We start from the raw sequence: 21,942 nt of genomic DNA, 5'->3' as shown, positions 1-21,942 counted from the left end.
TGCTCACCTCTGCCGGGTACGCCCCCGCGCCCGATGGGCCTTCTGCCGGCAGGCACCTCCGCAGTAGCGAGCGGGCCGGCCCGTGGGCGCCGTCGTGAGCACCGCTCCACACACCTCGCACCGCGCTCCGTTACGTTTCGCAGTATCGGAAGGCAGTTTCGTCACGGATCGCTCGGACTGCAACGCCTCGCACATCAACGCCGTCATCCGGCCCTGCACCCCGCCCTCCGCGCCGGAACCCGCCCGGGCCCGCTCCATCGAGAGGCAGCCCACCAGCAGCGCCCGGACGTCCGCTATCCCCACGTCCTGCCTCACCGCGCCCGCCTCTTGAGCCCTGCTGAGCAAGACTTCCAGCGCCTCCTCGAAGTTCTTGCCGACCCCGGGCGACGGCTCGAAGCGGCCCGCGCCGGCCGCCTCCAGCGCATCGCACAACGCCTTGTTCTGTGACGCGAGCCGCACGACCGACGCCAGGAAGCGAAAGAAGACCGGCCCGGGATCCGTGACATCGGCCAAGTCCCTTGCGGTGTCGGTGAAGAGTTCGATCCGGTCCACGATGGTCGCCCTGAACAGGGCTTCCTTGGACGAGAAGTGTCGATAGACGGTACCCGCGCCGACCCCCGCACGACGTGCGATCTCCCCGAGCGGAACCCCCAACCCCTGCTCCTCGAAGGCGAATCGGGCCGCCTGGAGCACCAGCGCCCTGTTCCGCCGCGCATCCGCACGCGAGGGCGCGGCACCGCCGTCCGTCATCGCCCGGCCTCCTCAGATTTCGTCGCCCTCGGGGTGGAGAGACCCCGGCCACAGAAACGGGTCACTCGTTCCGATTCTAGAGGAGGGTTCAAACAAGATCGTTTAATGACCCGACCGCCGTCCGCTGAGGAGCTGACCGCCGCGGCGGAAGGTTGGGCGGAGCTATGCGGGCGTGCGACGAGCCCGAGGCACCGTCGACTCGCGGGAGCGGGCGCCTGCGCCTGCGCCGGCGATGTTCCATCGACAGCGGATATCGACAGCGGATGCGGCGTCCTCAGCGTCCAGCCTGTCTCCGGTGCTCGGGCTGCGCCACCGGACGACGCCGGACGGACGACAGCCGCGGTGTCACCGGTATGCCCAGCTCACGGGGCATCCAGAAACCGTGCGCTCTCCGCATCCAACTCCGCTGACACATAAGCGACTTGGCTACGGCACGACTGTCACGCAACGCCTCTCCCCGATCGGGGCACCAGCTGTCGGGCACCCCGCAGCGTCCGCCGTTTCACGTGAAACAACACCGCACCCAGACACACGTGTGGGGTCGTGTTTCACGTGAAACACGACCCCACATCGACGACTCGCCCTACATCCGGGCGCCGACCCGGCTCAGCCGGCTACCGCCGCGTCCCATGCCGCGCCCGCTGCCAGGGCCGCCGCCTCGGCATCCACCGACACGCCCAGCGCGCGCAGCCCACCCGCCAGCGCCACCAGCGAGGCCGTGACCACGGCCCGGTCGGCGGCGCGCCCATAGTGGTTCACCCGGATCATCTCCTTGGCCAGCGCGCCCGCCGCGGCCTGCACCGGCACTGCGGCATCCACCGCGAGCGCGGCGGCCACGACCTCCCGGGCGTCGACGCCCTCGGACGCACGGAGCGTCGTGGCGGCCGGCGCCGCGTCCTCGTCCCGCACGACGTACGGCGCGAGCCCTCCCAAGGCCTGGACACCGGCCCTGGTCGCCGCGGACGCCGCCCGGTGCCGCGTGATGACCGCGGCCAGGCCCTCGGCTTCCACCCGGTCCACGGCCTGTTCCAGCGCCAGCATCTCCAGCTGCGCCGGAGCGTGCGGCAGCGCGGTGCGTCCGCCGTCGATCCAGCGCTCCTTCCAGTCCAGCAGTGAGAGGTACGAGCGCCGTGGGGCCTGCTCATTGGCGGCGATCCGCTCCCACGCCCGTGCGCTGACCGAAACGGCCGACACCCCGGCGGGCCCGGCCAACGCCTTCTGCCCGCCGATCACACAGAGATCCACTCCCCACTCGTCGGTGAGCAGCGGCTCGGCGCCCACCGAGGCGACCGCGTCGAGCATCAGCAGCGCACCGTGCTCCCGCACCACCGCGCCGATCTCGGCGACAGGATTGGTGTTGCCGGTGGCCGCCTCGGCGTGCACCAGGCTCACAAAGTCGATCTCCGGGTGCTTCCGCAGCGCGTCGGCCACCTGCTGCGGGCCGGCCGCGCCCGTGAACGGCGCGGTGAGCGTGACAACCTCGGCGCCGCAGGAGCGCAGCCAGCCGCCGAAGGTCTCGCCGTACGGCCCGGTGATGATGTTGAGCACGGTGCTGCCGGGGCGGACGGCCGAGCGGATGCAGGCCTCCAGCGGAAGCAGCGCCTCGCCCTGCATCGCCACGACATCGCAGCGGGTGTGCAGCAGCGCGGCGACCTTGTCCTCGATCCGCGCGAAGTGAGCCGCGGTGAGCGGCGGCAGGTCGAGCAGGTCCGGGACAACGGAGTTCGCGGTCGGGTCAGACACGGCAGTCACAAGGCCTTCCAGCGGTGGCGAGCCGACGCGGCGCGGCTCCTGACATCTGGCTTTGACTGTACGTCCGGCCCGCGCCCCCTCGCGTACGGGCCTCACACCCGCCAGCCCCACGGATCCACCCCGCCGGGCACCGCCTCTGACGGCTCGTACGGCCCGCGGGTGAACACGAAGGTGCCGAGGTCCAGATGGCTGACCGCCCCGTCCGCGTCCCGCACCACCCGCAGCGTCTCACCCGCGTAGTAGCCGTCCAGCCCCGTCCACGTGCCGTCCTCCGCCGCCCGGAACCGCGAGGCCCGGCCCGCTCCGGAGATCGGCGCGAGCTCCAGCCCGCGCCCGGCCCGCAGCCGCAGGACGTGCGGGTTCGCGCCCCAGTACCAGGGCCCGGTCAGCTCCAGCAGCGCCCGTTCCGGCATCTCGGCCCGCGGGCGCCAGTCCTCGGGAATCCGCGGCTCGTGCTCGGCCACCAGGGCGATGAGATCGGCGGCGACGGCCGCCACCACCGGTCCCGAGGTGCAGTTGGTGAGCACGACCGCGGCAACATCCTCCTCGGCATCGGTCCACAGCGCCGCCAGATAGCCGGGCATCGAGCCGAGGTGCCCGGCCAGCAGCCGCCCCTCCCGCCGCACGAGTTGAAGGCCCAGCCCGTACGCGGCGTCCCAGGCGCCCTCCGGCGGTACGGCCGCCACCCGCATCTCGGCCAGGCTCTCCATGCTGAGCACGCGGTCGTCGCCCCGCAGCAGGAACGCCGACCACCGGCACAGGTCAGCCGTCGTCGACCACAACTGCCCTGCCGGGCCCATCAGCCCGGTGTCCTCGGCCGGCTCCGGCAGCAGCACGTCGGCCCACGGATGCACCGCCCAGCCATCGGCGAACGGCGGCTGCGGACGCGGTGTCGTACGGCGCATGCCGAGTGGTTCCAGCACCTCGCGGTGCAGGACCTCGTCCCAGGGGGTGTCGCCCCGCAGCCGTTCGACCAGCGCCCCGAGCAGCGCGTAGCCGGGGTTGGAGTAATGGTGCCGCCGGCCGGCGGGCAGCCGCTGCGGCCGCTCGCCGAAGAGGTCGGCGGGCGAGGGCCGCAGTTCGCCCGCGGTCCGCTCCCACCACGGGCCGCGCGGCTCGGCGGTCAGCCCCGAACTGTGCGCGAGCAGCTGCGCGATCGTCGCGTCCGGCACCGGAGTCCCGTCCAGATGCCTGCCGAGCGGGTCCTCCAGCCGCAGCAGCCCCTCGTCCCGCAGCCTCAGCACCAGCACGGCGACAAAGGTCTTGGTGAGCGACCCGATCCGGTACTGCACCGCGTCGTGCGGCGCCTCCCCGTCCACCGCACCGCGGGCCGACGTCCACACCGTCCGGCCGCCGCGGATCACCGCACCCACCATCGAGGGCGCCCGGCCCTCCGACTGCCCCACCGCCAGCCGGTGCAGCAACGCCCGCCGCGTCTGCGGCAGCAGCTCCACGAACTCGTCCGGCCCGGCGGCCGACCCCGGCCCGCCCGTTCCCGGCTCCTGGGGCTGCCTGGACTGTGCGATGGTCATGCGTTTCCTCCACGGCGGATCCGACTCGGCCGCGCCCATCCTCCCCGTATCGCCGCGGCGCCGCCGCCCCGGTCACCGCGCCCGGCTCCGCCCGCTCGCCGGCGGCAGCCACCCCGCGCACACCACCGCGACAGCAGCTCCCGCGGACGAATGTGGCCCCGCCGTATCCGCCATCCCCCGCCAACTGCCCGCCCGCGCGCGGCGACAGGGCATCAGGCCGTCAGCACAGCGGTGTTGCGGAAGGTGCGCCGGTAGGTCTGCGGTGCCACGCCCACCGCGCTGTGCAGATGCTGGCGCAGCGAGGTCCCGGTGCCGAAGCCCGCGTGGCGGGCGACGAGGTCGACGGGCCAGTCCGTGGTTTCCAGCAGGTGCCGGGCGCGTTCGATGCGCTGGCCGGCGAGCCACTGACCGGGGCTCATTCCGACCTCGTCGCGGAAGCGCCGGGTCAGGGTGCGCACACTGACCTGGGCGTGCGCGGCGAGGTCGGTCAGGGCGAGGGGCTCGTCGAGCCGGTCGAGCGCCCAGGCGCGGGTGGCCGCGGTGCCGCCCGACGCCGGCTGGGGGACGGGCTGCCGGATGAACTGCGCCTGGCCGCCGTCCCGCCAGGGCGGCACCACACACATGCGGGCCACGTCGTTGGCGACGGCGCTGCCGTGGTCGCGGCGCACGAGGTGCACACACACGTCCACGCCCGCGGCCACCCCGGCAGAGGTGAGGACATCGCCGTCGTCGACGAACAGCACGTTGGGGTCGACGCGCACGGTGGTGAACAGGCGCTGCAACTGCGCGGCCTCCCGCCAGTGCGTGGTGGCCGGCCGGTGATCGAGCAGCCCGGCGGCGGCCAGGACGAAGGCGCCGGTGCAGATGGCCACCATCCGGGTGCCGGGGCGCACCCGCTCCAGCGCGGTGCGCAGGTCGTCGGGGAGCCGGCCGTCCGCGCAGATCGCGCCCAGTGCGTGGGACGGCGGGATGACGAGGGTGTCCACGTCCGCCAGGACGGAGGCGTCCTGAGTGACCGTGATGTCGTAGTCGGCGTCGGTCCGCACGGGACCTCCGTCCAGACTGCACGTGACGACGGAGTAGAGCGGCTTCCCGCCGGCGCCGACCGCCGCGCCGAAGATCCGTGCCGGAATCGCCAGCTCGAAGGGCACGACTCCGTCCAGGGCGAGCACTCCCACCCGATGCGTGTCCCGATGCACCTCTCGATTCATGTCCCGATTCATGTCCCGATTCTTTCAAACGTTGGCCATATGGACACCGCCACGGTCCCGTCCGCCACGCAAAGCTGGCAGCACCCGGGGAGAACGGCCGCACCCACGGCCCATTTGCCCCGGTCACAGCCCTCAGCATGCGAAGGAGACCCCATGTCCGCGTCCCAGGCCCCGCAGATGCGCGCCGTCAGCCAGGACACCGCCGGAGGCCCCGACGTCCTCAAGGTGATCACGACCGACCGCCCGGTCCCGGGCCCGACGGAGATCCTGGTCCGGGTGCACGCCGCGGGCGTCAACCCGACGGACTGGAAGACGCGGGCCGAGGGCGCGTTCATGACCGGTCGCGGGGCGCCGCTGACCCTGGGCTTCGACGTCTCCGGTGTGGTCGAGGAGGTCGGGCTCGGGGTGACCCTCTTCGAGCCGGGCGACAAGGTCTTCGGGATGCCCCGCTTCCCGCACCCGGCCGGGGCGTACGCCGAGTACGTCACCGCGCCGGCGCGCCACTTCGCCCACCTCCCGGAGGGCCTGGACCATGTGCAGGGCGCCGCCCTTCCGCTGGCGGCGCTGACCGCCTGGCAGGCGCTGGTCGACACCGCGCGGCTCCAGCCCGGTGAGCGGGTGCTGATCCACGCCGCGGCCGGCGGAGTGGGTCATCTCGCCGTGCAAATCGCCAAGGCCCGCGGCGCGTACGTGATCGGCACCGCCCGGCAGGCCAAGCACGACGTGCTGCGCGAGCTGGGCGCCGATGAGGTCATCGACTACACCCAGCAGGACTTCGCCGAGACGGTGCGCGATGTCGACGTCGTCCTCGACACCATCGCGGGCGCGTACGGGGCCCGCTCGCTGCGCACCCTGCGCTCGGGCGGCCGGCTGGTCTCGATCCTGCCGCTGGACGACACGTTCCCGGCCGATCAGGCGCGCGAGGCACGGATCCGCGCGGGATTCATGATGGTCGAGCCCGACCGGGCCGGGCTCCAGGCCGTGGCCGGCCTGGTGGCCGGCGGACAGCTGCGGGTCCTCGTCGACACCGTGGTACCACTGGAGGACGCCGGCAAGGCCCACACCCTCGGCGAGACCGGCCGCACCACCGGCAAGATCGTCCTGTCGGTCGCACCCTGACCAGGCCACACGGGGCGCAAGCCGCGGGCTCGCGCCCTGCCCGGCAGCTGTAGGGCCTCAAGTTCGCTTGGCATGTCGATCTCAGCTAACCAGCGGGCCCCTGAGTCGTCTCACGGGAGTAGCGCGGCTGAACCTCCATTCCGCGGCATTTCATCAGTTTCCGTGCGCGTTGGTGAGGTTGCGCCGTCTCAATGCGTCGGCGCCGACTTCGCGGTACCGGTCCCCAGTCCTTCGGCCACGCGTCACCTTGAGATGTGGGCTTCGATGCCGTCGAGCAGGAAGTCGAGGCCGATCCGGAAGGTGTGGTCGGCGTCGAGGTGGGCGGCATCGCGCACCACCGTGGCCAGCACGGGGAATCGGCCAGTGGCGAAGGTCCGTTCAAGATAGGGCCCAAGTGAAGCCTGCCAACGCTTCTCGTCCATCCCGGTGGCCCGCTCGGCACGGCGCTCGGCAATCTCCCGACGCACCGCGCCGATCACATACGCGTCGACCGCGGTGGCCACCGGCAGGATGTCGTCCACGTCGATACCGTCCAGCGCGGCCACCACAGCCTCCCCCCTGGCCAGCACGTGCGGCCCGAGCTGCGGTCGGCCACCGAGCAGATCGGCGAGCCATTCGTGTTCGTGAGCGGCCTGCCGTGTGGTTTCGGCAAGAGACCGCAGCACCTCTCGCCAGCCGTGTCCGACCGGCCGGATCTCGGCATAGGCCGCGTCGACCATCAGGTCGAGCAACTCCTCCTTGCCGGCGATGTAGCTGTACAGGCGCATCGGCCCGACGCCCAGCGCAGTGGCGACCTTGCGTAGCGACACCGCCTCCAAGCCGTCCGCGTCAGCCAAGTGGATCGCCGCGCGCACGATCCGCTCCCGGTTGAGCAGGGCCGGCACAGGTCGATTCGGTGGCTCCGGCCTCTCCCACACCAACATGCCGCTAACGATACAGTGTATCGATCAGTACGGTGTACCAGAGGGGGAGCACCCATGACCATCGCCATCGTCGGAGCCGGCCTCGGCGGCCTGGCTCTCGCCCGTGTGCTGCACGTGAACGGCATGGATTCCGTCGTGTATGAACGTGAATCGACACGCGGTTCACGCAGCCAGGGCGGCATGCTCGACATCCACTCCGGCCAACAGGCGCTGCGCGAGGCCGGACTGATCGACCAGTTCTCCGCGATTGCCCGTCGTGAAGGCCAGGACATGCGCCTTCTCGAGCCAGACGGCACCCTGCTGCTCCAGGAGGACACGCCGGACGACGCCCCGCTCGACCGGCCCGAGGTCGATCGCACCGATCTGCGCAACCTGCTGCTGGATTCCCTCCCTGACGACGTGGTGTGCTGGGGGCACGCGTTCGTATCGGCCGACAACGGCCTGCTGCACTTCGCCGACGGCAGCAGTGCGACGTATGACCTGCTGGTCGGCGCGGACGGCGCGAACTCCCGGGTCCGCGGGCTGCTCACCGACGCCCGCCCGGCGCACATCGGCCAGAACGTCGTCGAGGTCAGCATTCCCGACATCGACCGCACGCGCCCCGACCTCGCGGCGATGGTCGGGCGGGGCAACTACTGGGTGCTCGGCAACGGGATATCCCTGGCGGCGCAGCGCAACGGTGACGGCCGCGTGCGCATCGGCCTCAGCTTCTACAACACCGCCGAGGACTGGTTCGCTACCAGCGGGATCCCGTTCGCTGACCCGGCCGCCGCCCGGGCGCGGCTGATCGACCTGATCCCCGGCTGGGACTCACGGTTCACTGCGCTGATCGCGGCCTGCGACGACACGATCGTGGCGCGGTCGATCGCCACTCTCCCGGTCGGCCTGACCTGGCCGTCGACGCCAGGCGTCACGCTGCTCGGCGATGCCGCGCACCTGATGCCGCCGGTGGGGGAGGGCGCCAACATGGCGCTGCTCGACGGCGCCCTGCTCGGTCTTGCACTGGCCGCGCACCCGGACGACTTTCCCGCCGCCGTCAAGGAATACGAACGCGAGATGTTCGCACGCACCAGCGCTGCCGCCCAGATGTCCGCGGACATACAGGATTTGCTGACGTCGCCGAACGCCGCACAGAGAATGCTCGCGTTCTTCCAACCAGACGGCACCTGAGACCCTGCCGGCAGCCGACTCAGGTCTGTGCCATGTCCACGAACCGTGAGTAGTGGCCCTGGAACGCCACCGTGATCGTGGCGGTGGGGCCGTTACGGTGCTTGGCCACGATCAGGTCGGCCTCGCCGGCCCGGGGGGACTCCTTCTCGTAGGCATCCTCGCGGTGCAGCAGGATGACCATGTCGGCGTCCTGCTCGATCGAGCCGGACTCACGGAGGTCGGAGACCATCGGCTTCTTGTCCGTGCGCTGTTCCGGACCACGGTTGAGCTGGGAGAGCGCGATGACCGGGAGCTCCAGCTCCTTCGCCAGCAGCTTGAGGTTTCGGGACATGTCCGAGACCTCCTGCTGGCGGCTCTCGGCGCGCTTCGAGCCGCCGGACTGCATCAGCTGCAGATAGTCGATGACCACCAGCTTCAGCTCGTTGCGTTGCTTGAGCCGGCGGCACTTCGCGCGGATCTCCATCATCGAGAGGTTCGGCGAATCGTCGATGTACAGCGGCGCGGCGGAGACATCCGGCATCCGGCGGGCCAGCCGCGTCCAGTCCTCGTCCGTCATGCTGCCGGAGCGCATGTGGTGCAGCGCCACCCGCGCCTCGGCGGACAGCAGGCGCATCGCGATCTCGTTGCGCCCCATTTCCAGCGAGAAGATCACGCTCGGCAGATTGCTCTTGATCGAGCAGGCCCGCGCGAAGTCCAGCGCCAGGGTCGACTTACCCATGGCAGGACGGGCCGCGATGACGATCATCTGGCCGGGGTGCAGGCCGTTGGTGAGGGAGTCCAGATCGGTGAAGCCCGTCGGCACGCCCGTCATCTGGCCCTGGCGTGAACCGATCGCCTCGATCTCGTCGAGCGCGCCCTCCATGATGTCGCCGAGCGGGAGGTAGTCCTCGCTGGTCCGCTGCTCGGTGACGGCGTAGATCTCCGCCTGGGCGCTGTTGACGATCTCGTCGACATCGCCGTCGGCGGCGTATCCCATCTGCGTGATGCGGGTGCCGGCCTCGACCAGACGGCGCAGCACCGCCCGCTCGTGGACGATCTCGGCGTAATACTCGGCGTTCGCCGCGGTCGGTACGGATTGCACGAGGGTGTGCAGATACGAGGCGCCGCCCACCCGGGCGATCTCGCCCCGCTTGGTCAGCTCCGCGGCGATGGTGATCGGGTCGGCCGGCTCGCCCTTGGCGTAGAGATCGAGGATGGCCTGGTAGACCAGCTCATGGGCGGGACGGTAGAAATCCTCGCCCTTGAGGACCTCGACGACATCCGCGATGGCGTCCTTGGACAGCAGCATGCCGCCGAGCACGGACTGCTCGGCGTCCAGGTCCTGCGGGGGGACCCGCTCGAAGCCGCCGGCCCAACCGCCGTCGTCGTCGCGCTCCTGCCGGTCGCCACGGCCGCGGCCCTTGCCCTCGCCGCGCCGGGAGCGGGCGGCCGGCAGCAGGTCGCTGGGACCGGAGTCCGCCCAAGGGTCTTCCATGGGCTCGGGAATGCTCACCCCGGCACCTCCTCCCGTCCGCGGCGCGGACCTTGCTGTGCGGTTCTTTCTTACGGCACAGCTCTGACAATCGATGGCCCGACTCCGGTTACGGCGCGTCGAGTTCGGACGCTTTCTCAGGTCGGAACAGGCGGCGGGTGCCGGACCACGGTAGGCCTGTGGGCACCGTCCGCCAATCTGGTTATCCACAGGCCATGTGGATGACTGGCCCTCAGCTGTGGAGAACCCCCCGGATCCTGTGCACGGCCCGGGGGAAACTTCTGTGGACAAGCACACAATCACCCCACCCTCACCCGTCTGACCTGCACCTTTCTCATCCATAGGCTGTGGGGGAGAAAAACTTTCCCCAGGTGTTCAAGATCGCTGCAAACGGCACACGCACGAGCGCTCCACACAGCGGAAAGTAAGGACTGCAAGGGGTTTGCATCTCTTACCTGTGGAAGATTAGATTGACCGCATGACACAGGCTCCCGCGACACCGCGGCGCACCGTCCGCCGCCATGACCGCGAGATCATCGCCCTCGCCCTGCCGGCCTTCGGCGCACTGGTCGCGGAACCGCTCTTCGTCATGGCCGACAGCGCCGTCATCGGCCACCTCGGCACCCCCCAGCTCGCCGGCCTCGGCATCGCCGCCGCCCTGCTGACCACCGCCGTCTCCGTCTTCGTCTTCCTCGCCTACGCCACCACCGCGGCGGTCGCCCGCAGGGTCGGCGCCGGCGATCTCCCCGCCGCCATCCGCCAGGGCATGGACGGCATCTGGCTCGCGCTGCTGCTCGGCGCCGTCGTGATCGCGGCCGTGCTGCCCGGCGCCCCCTGGCTCGTCGAGGCCTTCGGCGCCTCCGGCACCGCCGCCCCGTACGCCACGACCTATCTGCGGATCAGCGCGCTGGGCATCCCCGCGATGCTCGTCGTGCTGGCCGCCACCGGAGTGCTGCGCGGCCTCCAGGACACCCGGACCCCGCTCTACGTCGCCATCGGCGGTTTCTCCCTCAACGCCGCGCTCAACATCGGCCTGGTCTACGGTGCCGGCCTCGGCATCGCGGGTTCGGCCTGGGGCACGGTCATCGCCCAGTGCGGCATGGCCGCGGTCTACCTCATCGTCGTCGTCCGCGGTGCACGGCGGCACGGTGCCTCGCTGCGTCCCGACGCCGCGGGGATCCGCGCCTCGGCTCAGGCCGGGGTCCCGCTGCTGGTCCGGACGCTCTCGCTGCGCGCCGTGCTGATGATCGCCACCGCCGTCGCCGCCCGGCTCGGCGACGCCGAGGTCGCCGCCCACCAGATCGTGCTCACGCTGTGGTCCCTGCTGGCCTTCGCGCTGGACGCGATCGCCATCGCCGGGCAGGCCATCATAGGCCGCTACCTCGGGGCGGGGGACCGCGACGGCGCCCGGGCCGCCTGCCGCCGGATGGTCCAGTGGGGCATCGCCGCCGGCCTGGTGCTCGGCCTGCTGGTCGCATTCGCCCGTCCGCTGTTCATCCCCCTGTTCACCTCCGACCCCGCCGTGGAGGGGCCGCTGCTGGCCACGCTCCTGGTCGTGGCCGTGACCCAGCCGGTCTCCGGCGTCGTCTTCATCCTCGACGGCGTGCTGATGGGCGCGGGGGACGGCCCGTATCTCGCCCGGGCCATGGTCGTGACGCTGGCCCTGTTCGCACCGGTCGCACTGGCCGTACCGGCCCTCGGCGGCGGACTTGTCACACTGTGGTGGGCAATGACCCTGATGATGACCGTGCGTCTGCTGACCCTGTGGCTGCGCACGCGCTCCGGACGGTGGATTGTGACGGGAGCCTCCCGTTGATGCACCTCCCGTTTGCACGCAGCGCGTGTCAATAATGACCCTGTGCGCTCGCTTGCCAGGAAGTCCGTGCTGCCGCTGACGTTCGTCGTCATGCTGGCTGCTGCCGTGGTGGGCTACGCCACGGAAGAATCCGGCGTCACCGGCATCAGCAGCGGAAACAGCGGCGGCCGCAGCAGCTTCGGCAAGTCCGGCGAGGGCAGCCAGGACCCACAGGACCAGGACCCCAAGGCGACGGCCCCGGCCGATGACGGCAATGCGTACACCCCGCGCCGGACCGAGCAGAACGCGCGGGTCGGCGCGGTCTTCGAGAAGGACGACTCCGGCGATCACTTCTGCACCGCGAGCGTGGTGCAGAGCCCGGCCAGGAACATGCTCATCACCGCGGCGCACTGTGCCTTCGACAGCGACGCCGGCAGCACGGTCGACGATCTGGTCTTCGCCCCGGACTACCGCAACGGCGACGAGCCCACGGGCCTGTGGAAGGTCAAGAAGGTGATCGTCGACGACCACTGGGCCAAGTCGCAGGACGAGGACTACGACGTCGCCTTCCTGGTGCTCGACAAGAAGAACGGCAAGCAGATCCAGGACGTCCTGGGCGGCAACACCCTCGGCATAGACCGTGGCTTCGACAACGAAGTGAAGATCACCGGCTATCCCACCAGCCGCAATACGCCGATCTCCTGCCAGAACCGCACCACGAAGTTCAGCGACACCCAGTTGCGCATCCAGTGCACCGACTTCGAGGGCGGCACGAGCGGCAGCCCCTGGCTGGCCGACTACGACCCCAAGAGCCACACCGGCACGGTCATCGGCGTCCTGGGCGGCCACGAAGGCGGCGGCGACGAGGACGATGTCTCCTACGCCGCGTACTTCGACGAGGACATCGCCAAGCTGTACAAGCGCGCCCAGGACGAGGACTAACGGCGGGCTCCGAGCCGGCCACCCCACGACGGCCGAGCCGGGGGACGACCCCGGACACGGCGAAGGGCCGCACCCCGGTGACGGGATGCGGCCCTTCGGCGCGGTACTGCGATTACGCGGCGACGACCTCGACGCCGAGCTTCGCGACGACCTCGGCGTGCAGACGCACGGAGATCTGGTGCGCGCCCAGGGTCTTGATCGGCGAGCCGATCTCGACACGGCGCTTGTCGACGTCCGGACCACCGGCAGCCTTGATCGCCGAGGCGACGTCGGCCGGGGTGATGGAGCCGAACAGGCGACCCGCGTCGCCGGCACGCACGGCCAGCTTCACGTTGACGCCCTCGAGCCGGCCCTTGACCTCGTTGGCCTGCTCGATCGTGGCGATCTCGCGGATCTTGCGACCGCGACGGATCTGCTCGACGTCCTTCTCGCCACCCTTGGTCCAGCGGATCGCGAAACCACGCGGAACCAGGTAGTTGCGGGCGTACCCGTCCTTGACGTCAACGACGTCGCCGGCGGTGCCGAGGCCGGAGACCTCGTGGGTGAGGATGATCTTCATGATTCGGTCACCCTTCCCTTATCGCGCGGTGGACGTGTAGGGCAGCAGCGCCATCTCACGGCTGTTCTTCACGGCCGTGGCGACGTCACGCTGGTGCTGGGTGCAGTTGCCGGTGACCCGGCGGGCACGGATCTTGCCGCGGTCGGAAATGAACTTCCGCAGCAGGTTCGTGTCCTTGTAGTCCACGTAGGAGATCTTCTCCTTGCAGAACACGCAAACCTTCTTCTTAGGCTTGCGAGCAGGCGGCTTCGCCATTATCTCTCTCCAATGAGTTCAAGAAGTTTGTGCTGACGCCCTCGTCCAGGCCCCCGGCCGTTCCGCAGCGCTGTTTCACGTGAAACAGCGCGGGTCGGACCGGCTGCACGGACCTAGAAGGGCGGCTCGTCCGAGTAGCCACCGCCGGAGCTACCGCCCCAGCCACCGCCGCCGCCACCCTGCTGACCGCCGCCGGCCGGGCCGCTGGTCGCCCACGGGTCGTCGGCGGGAGCACCGCCGCCGCCCTGCTGCTGGCCGCCGCCGGGGCCGCCGCCCCAACCGCCGCCACCCTGGCCACCGCCCTGCTGACCGCCGCCGAAGCCGCCGCCGCCCTGGCCACCGCGACCGCTGGTCTTGGTGATCTTGGCCGTGGCGTTCTTCAGGCTCGCGCCCACTTCCTCGACGTCGAGCTCGTAGACCGTGCGCTTCACGCCCTCGCGGTCCTCGTACGACCGCTGCTTGAGGCGGCCCTGGACGACCACGCGAGTACCCCGCGTCAGGGACTCGGCGACGTTCTCGGCCGCCTGACGCCACACCGAGCAGGTGAGGAACAGGCTCTCGCCGTCCTTCCACTCATTGGTCTGGCGGTCGAAGGTGCGGGGAGTGGACGCGACGCGGAACTTCGCGACCGCCGCACCGGACGGGGTGAAGCGCAGCTCGGGGTCGTCGACAAGATTGCCGACAACCGTGATGACGGTCTCGCCTGCCATTAGGGGAACCTCTCGGCGGGTGTGCTGCTGGCTGCTGGTGTTGCTGCTACTCGGACCCGGTTACCGCTGGCGCTGTCGCGCTCAGTGGGTCTCGGGACGGAGAACCTTGGTCCGGAGGACCGACTCGTTCAGGTTCATCTGACGGTCGAGCTCCTTGACGACCGCAGGCTCGGCCTGCAGGTCGATGACCGAGTAGATGCCCTCGGGCTTCTTCTTGATCTCGTACGAGAGACGACGACGGCCCCAGGTGTCGACCTTCTCGACCTTTCCGTTGCCCTCACGGACGACGGAGAGGAAGTTCTCGATCAGCGGGGAGACAGCGCGCTCCTCGAGATCGGGGTCGAGGATGACCATCACCTCGTAGTGACGCATGTGGAACCCACCTCCTTTGGACTCAGCGGCCACGGTCGTTCCGTGGCAGGAGGGTCGTATGCGTTTCCGCGCCCGGTCCGACCGGCCATCCGGACAGACATAGGCGCAGACCGTACACAGTACCTGCCTGGAGCCTTCCGGTTGAAATCCGGCCGGTACACCCCCCAATCTGGAACACAACGGGTGTGAGCGGCGTTACAGTGCGCCGCCCTGTCATCGGAGGTGCCGCATGGCACAGGCAAGGACCCAGCGCAATCTGCTCTCGCTGCTCAACAGCGACGGCAAGGACCATCCCGTCGAGAACACGCTCGCGATCGTGACCGTGGTATTCGGCGCGATCGCCGTCTTCACCACGCTCTCTCCCAGCCTGCACCTCATCAGTTCCTGGGTCGGCCTGATCGGAATCGGCACCGGCCTGTGGGGCCAGTTCATCTCCTCGACGACGGGCGAACGCTTCCTGTTGATCATCGGTCTCGGGGCCTCGGCCGTCGGCTTCTATCTCGGCCTGGCACACGGCGGACTTTTCGGCGGCGTGATCGGCTAGCGACGTCGTACGGGCCCCTGAGCTGTGCGGCATATGGGGTCCGTGGCCGTACGGCCCAGTCGGGGCGCTCCACGGTCACAGTAGGCTTCGGCGCGAGAGCCGGAGCCCCGACCATGGGGACACACCTGCCGAGGAGCGCCCCGCATGAGCCTGACCCTGAGGACCATCAGCCGTGAGCAGCATCTGGCATATATCCAGAGCCTGCCCGCGGCAAGCCACATGCAGGTTCCGGCCTGGGCGGACGTGAAGGCCGAATGGCGGGCGGAGAGCCTGGGCTGGTTCGACGCGAGCGGCGAGATGGTCGGCGCGGGACTGGTGCTCTACCGCCAGGTCCCCAAGGTCAAGCTCTACCTGGCGTACCTCCCCGAGGGCCCGGTCATCAACTGGCACTCGCCGAACCTGGAGGACTGGCTGCAGCCGATGCTGCGGCATCTCAAGCAGCAGGGTGCCTTCACGGTGAAGATGGGCCCGCCGGTCATCATCCGCCGCTGGGACGCCCAGGCGATCAAGGCCGGCATCCAGAACCCGGACGTGAAGCGTCTGCGCGACGTCGAGGCGACGCACATCGAGCCGCGCGCCTTCGAGGTGGCCGACAAGCTGCGCCGCATGGGCTGGCAGCAGGGGGAGGACGGCGGCGCCGGCTTCGCCGACGTGCAGCCCCGCTACGTCTTCCAGGTGCCGCTGGCCGACCGTTCGCTGGAGGAGGTCCACAAGGGCTTCAACCAGCTGTGGCGCCGCAACATCAAGAAGGCCGAGAAGGCCGGCGTCGAGGTCGTCCAGGGCGGCTACGACGATCTGGCCGAATGGCAGCGCCTCTACGAGATCACCGCGGTGCGTGACCAGTTCCGGCCGCGGCCGCTCAGCTACTTCCAGCGCATGTGGACGGCCCTCAACTCCGAGGACCCCAACCGCATGCGGCTCTACTTCGCGCGCCACAACGGCGTGAACCTTTCCGCGGCGACGATGCTCGTGGTCGGCGGGCACGTCTGGTACTCCTACGGCGCCTCCGACAACATCGGCCGCGAGGTCCGCCCCTCGAACGCCATGCAGTGGCGGATGCTCCAGGACTCCTACGCGCTCGGCGCCTCGGTCTACGACCTCCGCGGCATCAGCGACTCGCTGGACGAGAACGACCACCTCTTCGGCCTGATCCAGTTCAAGGTCGGCACGGGCGGGCAGGCAGCTGAGTACCTCGGCGAGTGGGACTTCCCGCTCAACAAGCTCCTGCACAAGGCGTTCGATATGTACATGGCACGCCGCTGATCCGCTTCACCGCACCGTTGTACCTCTGACACACCGCAGCTACGAGAAAGGTTCCGGGCCCGGCCATGGCGCTCACCCTCTACGTCGACACCGCGCGCTGGCGGGCGCATCAGCAGAGCGTTCTCCAGCAGTTCCCCGGGCTCGTCCCGGTCTGCAAGGGCAACGGCTACGGCTTCGGCCATGAGCGCCTCGCCGACGAGGCGACCCGCCTGGGTGCCGACATCCTCGCGGTCGGGACCACCTACGAGGCGGCCCGTATCAAGGACTTCTTCAGCGGCGACCTGCTCGTCCTGACGCCGTTCCGCCACGGCGAGGAGCCGGTGCCGCTGCCCGACCGGGCGATCCGCTCGGTCTCCTCCGTCGAGGGCGTCGGTGGCCTGGTCGGCGCCCGCGTGGTCATCGAGGTCATGAGCAGCATGAAGCGCCACGGCGTCAAGCCGGAGGACCTGCCGAAGCTCGCCACCGCCATCGAGGACGTCCGGCTCGAGGGCTTCGCGATCCACCTGCCCCTGGACCGCACCGACGGGTCGGACGCGGTCGAGGAGGTCATCGGCTGGATGGACCGGCTGCGTGCCGCCCGCCTGCCCCTGCACACCATGTTCGTCAGCCACCTCAAGGCCGATGAACTCGCCCGTCTCCAGCAGCAGTTCCCGCAGACGCGGTTCCGCGCGCGGATCGGTACCCGGCTGTGGCTGGGCGACCACGAGGCCACCGAGTACCGCGGTTCGGTGCTCGATGTCACCCGGATCGCCAAGGGCGAGCGCTTCGGCTACCGCCAGCAGAAGGCGGCCTCCGACGGCTACCTGGTCGTGGTCGCCGGTGGCACCTCGCACGGCGTCGGCCTGGAGTCGCCCAAGGCGCTGCACGGCGTGATGCCGCGCGCCAAGGGCGTGGCGCGGGCCGGCCTGGCCACCGTCAACCGCAATCTCGCGCCCTATGTGTGGGCCGGGAAGCAGCGCTGGTTCGCGGAGCCCCCGCACATGCAGGTGTCGATCCTGTTCGTACCGGCGGATGCCCCGCAGCCGCAGGTCGGCGAGGAGCTGGTGGCCCATCTGCGGCACACCACCACGCAGTACGACCGCCTCATGGACCGCTGAGCCGGACGGGCCCGCTCCGGACGGACCGAGGGCCCGGTGCCGCAGACATCTCCTGCGGCACCGGGCCCTCGGCGCGCTCTTCGGCCGGCTTCCGGCTCATTCCCGTACGGCGCCCCAGCGCACCCGTGGCGCCGCCTCGAAGTGCACCGCGTGCCGGGGCACGTGGTGTGTCGGCCCGAGCACGAACACATCGGCGCTGCGGTCCAGGACACCGCCCGAGGGGTCGTCGTCCCCGTCCCTGCGGACCACATCGCGCTCGGGCAGCCAGATGTCCCGTACCACCACGGCGCACAGGTAGAGCGTGCCCAACAGGTGCAGGGCGATGGCCAGTTGGTACCCCTCCGTGGGCAGCCCCTGGTGCTTGTCGCCGTTGCCCGTGTAGGCGAGGTACATCCAGATCCCCAGGAAGTACATGACCTCGCAGGCCTGCCAGATCAGGAAGTCCCGCCAGCGCGGCCGGGCCAGCGCGGCGAGCGGGATCAGCCACAGGACGTACTGCGGCGAGTAGACCTTGTTGGTGAGGATGAACAGCGCGACGACCAGGAACGCCAGCTGGGCGAAGCGCGGCCGGCGCGGTGCGTAGAGGGTCAGCAGGCCGATGCCGGCGCAGCCGAGGATCATCAGCAGCGTGGCGTAGGTATTGGCGTTCTCCAGCGGGTTCCCGGTGCGCTGCGAGATCAGCAGCCAGACCGAGCCGAAGTCGATGGGCCTCTCCTGGCTGAACGTGTAGAACTTCGCCCAGCCCTCCCGGATGTGGAATCCCGCGGCATCGTGCGTGATCATCACCGGGAGGTTCACGACCAGCCACGCCACCACGGCGCCGGTCAGCGCCTTCCGATACGCGCGCCAGGCTCCCGCACGCCAGCACAGCACCAGCAGGGGGCCCAGCAGCAGCACGGGATACAGCTTCGCCGCGGTGGCCAGCCCGATCAGGACACCGGCCGCCAGCGGGCGGCTGCGGGACCACATCAGCATCCCCGCGGCGGTCAGGGCGATCGCCAGAAGGTCCCAGTTGATGGTGGCGGTGAGGGCGGCGGCGGGCGCCAGGGCGACGAGGAGTCCGTCCCAGGGGCGCCGCCGGTGGGTGCGGGTCACGCATACGGCGACCACGACGGCGCAGATCATCAGCATGCCGGCGTTGACCAGCCAGTAGACCTGTTCGCGCTGCTGGATGCCGCCCGAGTGCGGGGTCATCCAGGAGGCGACCTCCATGAAGACACCGGTGAGCACCGGGTACTCGAGATACTCCATGTCGCCGGGCAGCCGGTCGAAGTACGGGATCAGCCCGTCGGCGAATCCCCGCCCCGCGTAGAGGTGGGGGATGTCGGAGTAGCAGGCGTGGATGTACTGGCTCGTGGCGCCGAAGAACCAGCCGCCGTTGTAGCACGGGAGCTTCTGCACCATGCCGAGCGCGAACATGCCGAGGGCGACCAGCGCGATGACGCGTACCGGCGTCAGCCAACTCGTTCCGAGCAGTGCGTGCCGGCCGATCGGTCCTCCGATCAGCTCGCTGCCGGCCGCCGCCACCTCATCCCGCTCCGTCGGCCGCACCGACTCGTCCCGCCGCACGCTCGTCATGGCCCCATCCTGCCGTACGACCTTGTGGCGAAGACGGCGAAGCCCCCGCCCGGACAATCCGGGCGGGGGCTTCGTGGCTCCCGGTGTTTCACGTGAAACCGTCAGCGTTTCACGTGAAACGGTCGGTGCTCATCAACCGGTCGGGCCACCGAACCAGCCACCACCGGTCGCGTCCGTCGGGTCGGGCGTCGGAGTGGTGCCTCCGGTGCCACCGCCCGGTCCACCGGGCCCACCGTTCGCGCCTCCGTTGCCTCCGCCGCCGTTACCGGCGCCACCGCTGTTCTTGCAGTTGATGTCCCAGGGAGAGCAGGAGTCCGAGGGGCTGGGGCTGGGAGAGTTCGTCGGGGGAGCGGACTTGCTGGGCGTATCCGACGGACTGCTCGACGGCGTGTCCGACGGCGTGGGGGTCGGCGTCGGAGTCGGCATGCCGTCCTCGTCCACCCGGTCCCCGATGGGCGTGGCGGGCTGGAAGTCCACCGGCGTGACGCCCTTCATCGCCTGCAGCATGTACTCGGTCCACACCTCGGTGGGCAGCGCACCACCGTGGATCGAGTCGAAGCCACCGACACCGTTCATGGACAGCTGGCGCGGGTTCTGGGCGTCCTCACGGAACATCGTGACGGACGTCGACAGCTGCTTGGTGTAGCCGACGAACCAGGCCGACTTGTTCTCATCGGTGGTACCGGTCTTGCCCGCGGCCGGCATACCCAGCCGCCTGGCTTCCTTCGCGGTGCCGTTCTGGATGACGTTCTTCAGCACCTTGGTCACGTTGTTGGCGATGTTGGAATCCATGCCGGTCTCGGGCGTGGGCTTGTCGAAGCCCTTCAGGTCCTCGCCCTCGAACGTCACCTTGGTCACCGAATACGGCTCGACCTTCGTTCCCGAAGCGGCGAACGTGGCATAGGCGTCGGCCATCCGGATCGCGCTCGGCGTGGAGGTGCCCAGCGCGAAGGACGGGTTCAGGTTCTTGTCGAAGCTGGCCGGCGCGATGCCCGCCGCCTGGGCCATGTCCCGGACCTTGCTCATCCCGACGTCCATGCCGAGCTGCACGAACGGGGTGTTGACGGACTGCTCCATCGCCTTGGTCAAGGGAATGTAGCCCCAGGGGTGGTTGCTCTCGTTCTCCTGATAGAAGACCGAGTTGTCCCGCTTGCGAACGAAATTGCCCTGCGCGTCCTTCACCTTGAGGTGGTCATCACCGTTGTACCGGCTGTCCGGTGAGATCGGCTGGCCCTGGCTCTTGGCCGTTCCGTACTTCATCGACGCCGCGAGCACGAACGGCTTCCAGGTCGAGCCGACCGGCACACCGAAGGTGTCGGCGTTGTTGCTGAAGTGGCCCTTGTCGTAGCCCTCGCCGCCGTACAGGGCGACGATCTTGCCGTCGCCCGGTACCACCGAGGCCCCGCCGAACTGGACGTATTTGTCCTTCGCGCGCTTCTTGGGATCGATGTACCGCTTGTCGACCTTCTTGACCGCGGTCTCCAGCTGATTGGTCCGCTTCTCGTCAAAGGTCGTCCGGATCGTGTAGCCGCCCTTGTCGAACCGCGCCTCACTGAGCCCGGAGTGCTTGAGCACGTACTTCTTCGCGGTGTCCATCATGTAGCCGATCTGGCCACTCTTGCTGGCGACCGGCTTCGGCAGCTTCGGCTTGGGGAACTTCCCGCGGTAGGAGTCCCGCTGCGCCTTCGGCATGAGGTGGTTGTCGACCTCGCGGTCGAGGATCCAGGACCAGCGCGCCTCGGCACGCTTGGTGTTCGCCGCCCGGGTGGCTCCCGGGCTGGTACCGCCCGCGGGGTCGTACAGGTCCGCGCCCTTGAGCACAGTGGCCAGGAAGGCGCTCTGGTCCGGCTTCAGCTTGTCGGCGTCCACGCCGTAGTACGCCTGAGCCGCCGCCTGGATGCCGTAGGCGCCGCGGCCGTAGTAGCTGGTGTTGAGGTATCCCTGAAGGATCTGGTCCTTGTTCTTCGACCAGCCGACCTTGATCGCGATGAACAGTTCCTTGAACTTGCGGTCCAGGGTCTGCTGCTGGCTCAGCATCGCGTTCTTCACATACTGCTGGGTGATCGTCGATCCGCCCTGGGTCTCGCCGCCCTTGGCCATGTTGAACACGGCACGCGCGATACCCATCGGGTCCACGCCCGAGTCCGTACGGAACGAGGCATTCTCCGCGGAAATCGCCGCATTCTGCATCGAACGCGGAATTTCATTGATCGTGACGTTCTGCCGGTTCGTCTCTCCGTCGCGCGCCATGACCTTGCCATTGGCCCAGAGATAGACGTTGTTCTGCGACTTGGCGGCCAGGCTCTCGTCGGGAACCTGCACCACGGCCAGCGCGACTCCGGAAACGCCGACGATCAGCCCTATGAAACCGACGCTGAGGGTGGCGACCTGCTTCCAGGACGGCACGAAGCGCCGCCACCCGGCGCGGTGGGCACGCGGATAGTCGATCAGTCGCTTCTTGGCCGGCTTCCCGCCGCCGCGACCGCGGCCCTCGGGGCCTCCTCCGCCACCACCACCGCGCCGGCCTCCGCCGCCGCGACCACGACCGCCGGCACCGTCACCGGAGGCCGTATCGGAGGCCTCGGACGCCCTTCGACGCCCGCGCTGGGCGGCTCTGCGGGCCTCGGCTCGCCCGCCCTGCCGCGGCTCGGGACCGTACGACTCGGAGGGGGAGGCAGAACTGGCAGCCGAGCCACGCGAAGGGGCGCCTCGGCGCCCCGGTGGCTGCTGTGCGGCGCGTCGGGCCGCGGCACGTCCGCCACTCTGCGGCTGTGGCGGTTTGCGACGGTGCTCGCTCATGGAACGAATACTCCTCGGGCAGGCGCGCTATCTCGTCGCCTGAAGGCGGCAGTTGTCTTCAGGTCCCCCCGGATGTGCGGCTCGCTCCTAGGTTCGAGCC

Annotated in this window: 19 protein-coding genes; 7 read left to right on the top strand and 12 right to left on the bottom strand. The window is 69.7% G+C overall.

The features are described 5' to 3' along the window. Window positions 1-3: 3 nt before the first annotated feature. The 4 genes from IEY78_RS07390 to IEY78_RS07375 all read right to left on the bottom strand — a co-directional run bounded on the left by IEY78_RS07390 (window position 4) and on the right by IEY78_RS07375 (window position 5,245). Window positions 4-750: a TetR/AcrR family transcriptional regulator gene (locus tag IEY78_RS07390; protein ID WP_189096766.1), complete on the bottom strand. Its 747-nt coding sequence runs from the start codon at window positions 748-750 to the stop codon at window positions 4-6. A gap of 606 nt (window positions 751-1,356) precedes the next feature. Then, the gene (locus IEY78_RS07385) at window positions 1,357-2,493 is read right to left on the bottom strand and encodes a pyridoxal-phosphate-dependent aminotransferase family protein (RefSeq protein ID WP_373294084.1); all 1,137 of its coding nucleotides are present in this window, start codon (window positions 2,491-2,493) and stop codon (window positions 1,357-1,359) included. A gap of 101 nt (window positions 2,494-2,594) precedes the next feature. Beyond that, complete coding sequence (locus tag IEY78_RS07380) at window positions 2,595-4,034, bottom strand: serine hydrolase domain-containing protein (protein WP_189096764.1); 1,440 nt, start codon at window positions 4,032-4,034, stop codon at window positions 2,595-2,597. Between the two features lie 212 nt (window positions 4,035-4,246). Further along, on the bottom strand, window positions 4,247-5,245 hold the full coding sequence (locus IEY78_RS07375) for a GlxA family transcriptional regulator (protein ID WP_189096763.1): 999 nt from the start codon (window positions 5,243-5,245) through the stop codon (window positions 4,247-4,249). A 153-nt stretch (window positions 5,246-5,398) separates the two neighbouring features. Between IEY78_RS07375 and IEY78_RS07370 the strand changes: the two genes are divergently transcribed. Then, window positions 5,399-6,364 (top strand): NADP-dependent oxidoreductase, encoded by a 966-nt coding sequence (locus IEY78_RS07370; protein WP_229699753.1) that lies wholly within the window; start codon window positions 5,399-5,401, stop codon window positions 6,362-6,364. Window positions 6,365-6,606: 242 nt separating this feature from the next. On the opposite strand, the gene IEY78_RS07365 is transcribed toward IEY78_RS07370, so the two are convergent. Continuing rightward, window positions 6,607-7,287, bottom strand: a complete 681-nt coding sequence (locus IEY78_RS07365) for a TetR/AcrR family transcriptional regulator (protein ID WP_189096762.1) — start codon at window positions 7,285-7,287, stop codon at window positions 6,607-6,609. 54 nt (window positions 7,288-7,341) lie between these two features. On the opposite strand from IEY78_RS07365, the gene IEY78_RS07360 reads away from it, so the two are divergent. After that, window positions 7,342-8,457, top strand: coding sequence for an FAD-dependent oxidoreductase (locus IEY78_RS07360; RefSeq protein WP_189096761.1), 1,116 nt, complete (start codon window positions 7,342-7,344; stop codon window positions 8,455-8,457). A 19-nt stretch (window positions 8,458-8,476) separates the two neighbouring features. On the opposite strand, the gene dnaB is transcribed toward IEY78_RS07360, so the two are convergent. Then, window positions 8,477-9,949 carry a replicative DNA helicase gene (gene dnaB / locus IEY78_RS07355; protein WP_189096760.1) on the bottom strand — a complete coding sequence of 491 codons (1,473 nt, stop codon included), beginning with the start codon at window positions 9,947-9,949 and terminating at the stop codon, window positions 8,477-8,479. Window positions 9,950-10,406: 457 nt separating this feature from the next. Between dnaB and IEY78_RS07350 the strand changes: the two genes are divergently transcribed. Together IEY78_RS07350 and IEY78_RS07345 are read left to right on the top strand one after the other, a co-directional pair. Then, window positions 10,407-11,744 (top strand): MATE family efflux transporter, encoded by a 1,338-nt coding sequence (locus IEY78_RS07350; protein ID WP_189096759.1) that lies wholly within the window; start codon window positions 10,407-10,409, stop codon window positions 11,742-11,744. Window positions 11,745-11,786: 42 nt separating this feature from the next. Next, complete coding sequence (locus IEY78_RS07345; RefSeq protein ID WP_189096758.1) at window positions 11,787-12,665, top strand: trypsin-like serine peptidase; 879 nt, start codon at window positions 11,787-11,789, stop codon at window positions 12,663-12,665. Window positions 12,666-12,777: 112 nt separating this feature from the next. Here the strand turns inward: IEY78_RS07345 and rplI are convergent, their stop codons facing one another. From rplI to rpsF, 4 genes are all read right to left on the bottom strand, one after another. Further along, on the bottom strand, window positions 12,778-13,224 hold the full coding sequence (rplI, locus tag IEY78_RS07340; protein WP_189096757.1) for a 50S ribosomal protein L9: 447 nt from the start codon (window positions 13,222-13,224) through the stop codon (window positions 12,778-12,780). Between the two features lie 18 nt (window positions 13,225-13,242). Further along, window positions 13,243-13,479 carry a 30S ribosomal protein S18 gene (rpsR, locus tag IEY78_RS07335; protein WP_003978893.1) on the bottom strand — a complete coding sequence of 79 codons (237 nt, stop codon included), beginning with the start codon at window positions 13,477-13,479 and terminating at the stop codon, window positions 13,243-13,245. 113 nt (window positions 13,480-13,592) lie between these two features. Beyond that, window positions 13,593-14,189, bottom strand: a complete 597-nt coding sequence (locus tag IEY78_RS07330; RefSeq protein ID WP_189096756.1) for a single-stranded DNA-binding protein — start codon at window positions 14,187-14,189, stop codon at window positions 13,593-13,595. Between the two features lie 81 nt (window positions 14,190-14,270). Further along, window positions 14,271-14,561 carry a 30S ribosomal protein S6 gene (gene rpsF, locus IEY78_RS07325; RefSeq protein ID WP_006604399.1) on the bottom strand — a complete coding sequence of 97 codons (291 nt, stop codon included), beginning with the start codon at window positions 14,559-14,561 and terminating at the stop codon, window positions 14,271-14,273. A 229-nt stretch (window positions 14,562-14,790) separates the two neighbouring features. On the opposite strand from rpsF, the gene IEY78_RS07320 reads away from it, so the two are divergent. The 3 genes from IEY78_RS07320 to IEY78_RS07310 all read left to right on the top strand — a co-directional run bounded on the left by IEY78_RS07320 (window position 14,791) and on the right by IEY78_RS07310 (window position 17,465). Next, window positions 14,791-15,105, top strand: coding sequence for a hypothetical protein (locus IEY78_RS07320; protein ID WP_189096755.1), 315 nt, complete (start codon window positions 14,791-14,793; stop codon window positions 15,103-15,105). Between the two features lie 144 nt (window positions 15,106-15,249). After that, on the top strand, window positions 15,250-16,368 hold the full coding sequence (locus IEY78_RS07315) for a lipid II:glycine glycyltransferase FemX (protein WP_189096754.1): 1,119 nt from the start codon (window positions 15,250-15,252) through the stop codon (window positions 16,366-16,368). A gap of 65 nt (window positions 16,369-16,433) precedes the next feature. Beyond that, entirely contained in the window at window positions 16,434-17,465 is a 1,032-nt protein-coding gene (locus IEY78_RS07310; RefSeq protein WP_189096753.1) for an alanine racemase, read from the top strand. A gap of 96 nt (window positions 17,466-17,561) precedes the next feature. Here IEY78_RS07310 and IEY78_RS07305 read toward each other — a convergent pair whose 3' ends face one another. Beyond that, window positions 17,562-19,043: a glycosyltransferase family 87 protein gene (locus tag IEY78_RS07305; RefSeq protein ID WP_189096752.1), complete on the bottom strand. Its 1,482-nt coding sequence runs from the start codon at window positions 19,041-19,043 to the stop codon at window positions 17,562-17,564. 132 nt (window positions 19,044-19,175) lie between these two features. Continuing rightward, window positions 19,176-21,842 carry a transglycosylase domain-containing protein gene (locus IEY78_RS07300; RefSeq protein WP_373294077.1) on the bottom strand — a complete coding sequence of 889 codons (2,667 nt, stop codon included), beginning with the start codon at window positions 21,840-21,842 and terminating at the stop codon, window positions 19,176-19,178. Window positions 21,843-21,942 lie beyond the last annotated feature (100 nt).

This window comes from Streptomyces kronopolitis (assembly GCF_014646275.1).
Lineage (GTDB): Bacteria > Actinomycetota > Actinomycetes > Streptomycetales > Streptomycetaceae > Streptomyces > Streptomyces kronopolitis.
The sequence above is the reverse complement of the archived record's forward strand: the minus strand, read 5'-3'. Positions and strand labels throughout refer to the sequence as shown.

What these genes read in the sequence shown, in the direction of transcription:
- IEY78_RS07390 (WP_189096766.1), bottom strand. Translation starts at nt 750, where the DNA reads ATGACGGACGGCGGTGCCGCGCCCTCGCGTGCGGATGCGCGGCGGAAC.
- IEY78_RS07380 (WP_189096764.1), bottom strand. Translation starts at nt 4,034, where the DNA reads ATGACCATCGCACAGTCCAGGCAGCCCCAGGAGCCGGGAACGGGCGGG.
- IEY78_RS07375 (WP_189096763.1), bottom strand. Translation starts at nt 5,245, where the DNA reads ATGAATCGAGAGGTGCATCGGGACACGCATCGGGTGGGAGTGCTCGCC.
- IEY78_RS07370 (WP_229699753.1), top strand. Translation starts at nt 5,399, where the DNA reads ATGTCCGCGTCCCAGGCCCCGCAGATGCGCGCCGTCAGCCAGGACACC.
- IEY78_RS07365 (WP_189096762.1), bottom strand. Translation starts at nt 7,287, where the DNA reads ATGTTGGTGTGGGAGAGGCCGGAGCCACCGAATCGACCTGTGCCGGCC.
- IEY78_RS07360 (WP_189096761.1), top strand. Translation starts at nt 7,342, where the DNA reads ATGACCATCGCCATCGTCGGAGCCGGCCTCGGCGGCCTGGCTCTCGCC.
- IEY78_RS07350 (WP_189096759.1), top strand. Translation starts at nt 10,407, where the DNA reads ATGACACAGGCTCCCGCGACACCGCGGCGCACCGTCCGCCGCCATGAC.
- rplI (WP_189096757.1), bottom strand. Translation starts at nt 13,224, where the DNA reads ATGAAGATCATCCTCACCCACGAGGTCTCCGGCCTCGGCACCGCCGGC.
- rpsR (WP_003978893.1), bottom strand. Translation starts at nt 13,479, where the DNA reads ATGGCGAAGCCGCCTGCTCGCAAGCCTAAGAAGAAGGTTTGCGTGTTC.
- IEY78_RS07330 (WP_189096756.1), bottom strand. Translation starts at nt 14,189, where the DNA reads ATGGCAGGCGAGACCGTCATCACGGTTGTCGGCAATCTTGTCGACGAC.
- rpsF (WP_006604399.1), bottom strand. Translation starts at nt 14,561, where the DNA reads ATGCGTCACTACGAGGTGATGGTCATCCTCGACCCCGATCTCGAGGAG.
- IEY78_RS07320 (WP_189096755.1), top strand. Translation starts at nt 14,791, where the DNA reads ATGGCACAGGCAAGGACCCAGCGCAATCTGCTCTCGCTGCTCAACAGC.
- IEY78_RS07315 (WP_189096754.1), top strand. Translation starts at nt 15,250, where the DNA reads ATGAGCCTGACCCTGAGGACCATCAGCCGTGAGCAGCATCTGGCATAT.
- IEY78_RS07310 (WP_189096753.1), top strand. Translation starts at nt 16,434, where the DNA reads ATGGCGCTCACCCTCTACGTCGACACCGCGCGCTGGCGGGCGCATCAG.
- IEY78_RS07305 (WP_189096752.1), bottom strand. Translation starts at nt 19,043, where the DNA reads ATGACGAGCGTGCGGCGGGACGAGTCGGTGCGGCCGACGGAGCGGGAT.
- IEY78_RS07300 (WP_373294077.1), bottom strand. Translation starts at nt 21,842, where the DNA reads ATGAGCGAGCACCGTCGCAAACCGCCACAGCCGCAGAGTGGCGGACGT.